The 3410-nt window shown below is 56.2% G+C and carries 4 protein-coding genes; 3 read left to right on the top strand and 1 reads right to left on the bottom strand.

Annotation, left to right across the window (positions count from 1 at the left end; all coding sequences use genetic code 11):
• Window positions 1–611: 611 nt before the first annotated feature.
• From AC1DVH_RS28160 to AC1DVH_RS28150, 3 genes are all read left to right on the top strand, one after another.
• Entirely contained in the window at window positions 612–791 is a 180-nt protein-coding gene (locus tag AC1DVH_RS28160; RefSeq protein ID WP_034150107.1) for a type II toxin-antitoxin system HicA family toxin, read from the top strand.
• A gap of 37 nt (window positions 792–828) precedes the next feature.
• Window positions 829–1236 (top strand): type II toxin-antitoxin system HicB family antitoxin, encoded by a 408-nt coding sequence (locus AC1DVH_RS28155; protein ID WP_392886121.1) that lies wholly within the window; start codon window positions 829–831, stop codon window positions 1234–1236.
• A 616-nt stretch (window positions 1237–1852) separates the two neighbouring features.
• Window positions 1853–2581: a class I SAM-dependent methyltransferase gene (locus AC1DVH_RS28150; RefSeq protein WP_477756549.1), complete on the top strand. Its 729-nt coding sequence runs from the start codon at window positions 1853–1855 to the stop codon at window positions 2579–2581.
• 40 nt (window positions 2582–2621) lie between these two features.
• Here the strand turns inward: AC1DVH_RS28150 and tam are convergent, their stop codons facing one another.
• On the bottom strand, window positions 2622–3392 hold the full coding sequence (gene tam / locus AC1DVH_RS28145; RefSeq protein WP_477756548.1) for a trans-aconitate 2-methyltransferase: 771 nt from the start codon (window positions 3390–3392) through the stop codon (window positions 2622–2624).
• Between the last annotated feature and the right edge of the window lie 18 nt (window positions 3393–3410).

Genomic DNA, 3410 nt, shown 5'->3' with positions numbered 1-3410 from the left:
ACCATGGACAGGTCAGAGTTGGGAATGATGATCGTTTCAATGATCGGGTTGTTCGGCTTTGCTTCGTTTATTTTTGAATACTTGAGTGCCAGGCGCTCAAAGAAAAGTAAGCCGCAGTGATTTTCACAGTGGTCAAAAAAAGGACAGATGACGCTGAGCGACGTCTGTCCCTTCTTTGCATCAGCAATGCCGCGACCAGAAACCTCTCGCGATGGCTAACGCCAATCCGTTAAGCGTGACACTGAACATGTGGCGAGTGAACAATGCCTCGGTCCGACACCGGCTATCTTGAATTTGGCTTTTTCACCAAAAAATTAGTGTTTCGCCATAAAGTCGCTGTCCTGTTAGCGTTTTTCTCGCCTCCGTAAAGGATTTCGTCTCCTGGCAGACGATTGGCGCACCTGTTGCCCGCGCATACGCCTGCGCGGCAAATCCTTGCAATACACATATCACTTCAATTCGGCCATGCCTGAAGCCATGGCCGCAGAGCCCTCCTAGACTCGATCCCTATCGCCCTATGCGATCGACCCCAGGACGATTTCGGTGGTTATAGTGTTGATTCAAATATTTTAGTAGGTATAGTAACCACAAGCACACCACAAGGAGGTGATGTGAATAGCCGATTTTTGATAAGCCAAATCATTGCGGACGGTTGGTATCTGGTACGTATCAGAGGCAGCCATCATCACTTCAAGCATCCGACCAAGCCGGGCTTGGTGACGGTCCCTCATCCCAAAAAAGATCTGCTGAAGAAAACGGCCATCAGTATTTTGCAACAGGCGCTGCTCTAACGAGCCCGATGCGCTGAGTCCTCGGAGGACAATGAACATGCTGTACCCAATTGCAATTTCAATGGGCGACGACGAGCACGCCTGGGGCGTGGAAGTCCCCGACATTCCGGGCTGCTTTTCCGCGGGGGAAGATCTGGACGACGCGATGGCCATGGCCCGAGAAGCCATTGAGGGCCATTTCGAGATTCTGGCCGAAGATGGTTCACCCATTCCGTCTGCCAACAAAGTGACCCTGCATGCAGCTAATCCGAAGTACGCGGGCTGTGCGTGGGCACTGGTGGACATCGACGTCACTAAATACCTGGGCAAGGCCCAGAAGCTGAACATCACACTACCCGGCTACCTGCTCAACCGAATCGATGAGTACGTGCTGCACCACCCGGAAGAGAAAAGCCGTTCGGGTTTTTTGGCGTCGGCTGCTCTCAAGGTGCTGCAGCAAGGCTGATGACCCTATTACATTGATATATCAACCGGCCCCAAGTGGCCGGTTTTTTTATGGGCGGGAATTTAGTGAAGCGCTGCAGGCAATTTTCAAGAAAAAGCCGCGTCCTACACGACACTAGGAATTGTCCGTACACTTGCGCATTGCTGTGCCTTTGTCATGAGCCCTAAAGTCCGAGCGCGCCCAAATGGCGTATCGGGTTTGGCGACTCGATGTCAGCGGCATAGGAACCTTCGAGCTTAACTCGGAGCGTTTTTAATCGCACTTGGCTGCCTTTTTTCGGTAGCTGTGCGTGGGAGACCTTCGGGTCTGCCGGTTTTGCCGTTGCCCGGTTCGCCAACCCGCGTACAGCCACCACCCTAATGAGATGGTCAGCCCAGTACGGGAACCCCGTTAAATCTAAACTTACCGGGCTTCTCACTGATTTGCGGAGACCTCTCATGGATATCTTGGACTTGCTCGGCCTGGATATTGGAAAAAGCACCTTTCATCTCATAGGGCACGACCCCGAAAGGGACTGCTACGCAGTCCAACGGGAGCAAGCTCCCTCGCCACGGGTTGCCATCACTCACGGGAAAATTGTGCTGTCATGTGAACAATCCCATGAGAGGTCCCAAACATGAMCCAAAACATCTACGACGACCCTAAATTCTTCCAGGGCTACAGCCAGATGGCCCGCTCCATCGGCGGTCTCGATGCCGCGCCGGAATGGCCTGCACTGAAGGCCATGCTGCCGCCAATGCAGGGTCTGAAGGTAGTGGATCTCGCTTGCGGCTACGGTTGGTTTTGTCGCTGGGCCAGTGAGCATGGCGCCGAAAGCGTGCTCGGCCTGGATGTTTCGCAGAAGATGCTGGAGCAGGCGCGCAAAACCAGATCCGCTTCGAACATCCGTTATGAGCGCGCCGATCTGGAGCAACTCAATCTGCCCACCGCCAGTTTCGATCTGGCCTACAGCTCCCTGGCGCTGCATTACATCAAGGACTTGCCGGGGTTGTTCGCCAGTGTCCACGCAGCCCTCAAACCCGGTTCGCATTTCGTGTTTTCCATCGAACATCCGATCTTCATGGCACCGCGTAATCCTGGCTGGATCATCGATGCCCAAGGCAGCAAGAGCTGGCCCGTGGACGCTTATCAGAGTGAAGGCGAGCGCGTGACCAATTGGCTGGCGGACGGTGTGATCAAACAGCACCGCACCATTGGCACGTTGCTCAACACGCTGATTGGCGCTGGATTCAGCATTCAGCACGTCGACGAATGGGGGCCGAGCGATGCCGAGGTGGCGGCGCAACCGGCCCTTGCCGAAGAGCGGGAGCGGCCCATGATGATGTTGGTCGGCGCTCAGCGTTGATGGATAAAAAAGGGACGGATAAGTCTGTCGCTTTTTCGCATCAGCGGGTTGCGACGATAAACAGTCGTGGGAACGGCAACAGCACCGAACCATCGGCCAAAGCCGGATACGCCTGTTCGATAGCCGCTTGATACCGCTTCAGATACTGCGCCCGTTCCGCTTCGTCCAGCGGGTCGAGGAACGGCCGCAACCCGCTGCCCTTGAACCACTCGACGACACCCGACGCACCGTCCGCGAGCGGATGATGATAGGTGGTGCGCCACACATCGACGCGGGCGCAGTGGGGCTTCAACATCGAGTAATAGCCACCGGCATCAGCCATTTCCGTGCGTTGCCCGGCAGCACCGGCCAGTTTGGTGGCCCAAGGGCCATGAGCTGCCACTTCGCGCATTAAACGGTGTGAAGGCTCATTGAGGTTGTCCGGCATCTGAATGCCCAAGGTGCCACCCGGTGCAAGCTTGTTCACCAGCGAAGGCAACAACGTCGCGTGATCAGGCAGCCACTGCAATACCGCGTTGGCAAATATCACATCGAACGGGCCAGTGCCGCTCCAGCTATCAATGTCCGCGATGTCGAAACGTACTTGCGGCAGACGCTTGCGGGCGGCTTCGATCATGTCGGTCGAACTGTCCAGCCCCTGCACCGAGGCGCCGGCAAAGCGCTCCACCAGCAACTCGGTGGAGTTACCAGGCCCGCAACCGATGTCGACGGCCGTACGCACGTCCCCGGCAGGAATGGCCGCCAGCAGGTCACGGGCGGGACGGGTGCGTTCATCTTCAAAAGCGACGTACTGTTTGGCGGACCAACTCATTGCGGTCTCCTGTCGGTG

The organism is Pseudomonas sp. P4_C3, from assembly GCF_056402075.1.
Note: the sequence above shows the minus strand (reverse complement) of the source record. Positions and strands in the feature narration are given on the sequence as shown.

Bases quoted from the DNA above. Each gene is read 5' to 3' on its own strand.
- AC1DVH_RS28155 (WP_392886121.1), top strand. From the start codon at position 829: ATGCTGTACCCAATTGCAATTTCAATGGGCGACGACGAGCACGCCTGG.
- tam (WP_477756548.1), bottom strand. From the start codon at position 3,392: ATGAGTTGGTCCGCCAAACAGTACGTCGCTTTTGAAGATGAACGCACC.